Raw genomic sequence first — 886 nt, 5'->3', positions numbered from 1 at the left:
TTTTCTCCCGTAAATGCCTTGAATCAGCCTATTTAGACCGTTTCTTCGCCATTTAAGGCGTTATTCCCAGTTTTTAGTGAGATCTCTCCCACTGACGTATCATTTGGTCCGCCCGAAACAGGTTGGCCAGCGTGAATAACATCGCCAGTTGGTTATCGTTTTTCAGCAACCCCTTGTATCTGGCTTTCACGAAGCCGAACTGTCGCTTGATGATGCGAAACGGGTGCTCCACCTTGGCCCGGATGCTGGCTTTCATGTATTCGATGTTGATGGCCGTTTTGTTCTTGCGTGGATGCTGTTTCAAGGTTCTTACCTTGCCGGGGCGCTCGGCGATCAGCCAGTCCACATCCACCTCGGCCAGCTCCTCGCGCTGTGGCGCCCCTTGGTAGCCGGCATCGGCTGAGACAAATTGCTCCTCTCCATGCAGCAGATTACCCAGCTGATTGAGGTCATGCTCGTTGGCCGCGGTGGTGACTAGGCTGTGGGTCAGGCCACTCTTGGCATCGACACCAATGTGGGCCTTCATGCCAAAGTGCCACTGATTGCCTTTCTTGGTCTGATGCATCTGCGGATCGCGTTGCTGCTCTTTGTTCTTGGTCGAGCTGGGTGCCTCAATGATGGTGGCATCGACCAAGGTGCCTTGAGTCATCATGACGCCTGCTTCGGCCAGCCAGCGATTGATGGTCTTGAACAATTGGCGGGCCAGTTGATGCTGCTCCAGCAGGTGGCGGAAATTCATGATGGTGGTGCGGTCCGGCAAGGCGCTATCCAGGGATAACCGGGCAAACAGACGCATGGAGGCGATTTCGTACAGAGCATCTTCCATCGCGCCATCGCTCAGGTTGTACCAATGCTGCATGCAGTGAATGCGTAGCATGGTTTCCAG

1 protein-coding gene is annotated in these 886 nt (G+C 54.5%); it reads right to left on the bottom strand.

What is annotated here, in order from left to right:
• Positions 1 to 73: 73 nt before the first annotated feature.
• A partial coding sequence (locus G5358_RS21405; protein WP_279977314.1) for an IS5-like element IS5 family transposase occupies positions 74 to 886 on the bottom strand: 813 nt, incomplete at its 5' end.

Origin of the sequence: Aeromonas sp. 604176 (assembly GCF_049170755.1) — a bacterium.
GTDB classification, from domain to species: Bacteria; Pseudomonadota; Gammaproteobacteria; order Enterobacterales; family Aeromonadaceae; genus Aeromonas; species Aeromonas veronii_A.
The sequence above is the reverse complement of the archived record's forward strand: the minus strand, read 5'-3'. Positions and strand labels throughout refer to the sequence as shown.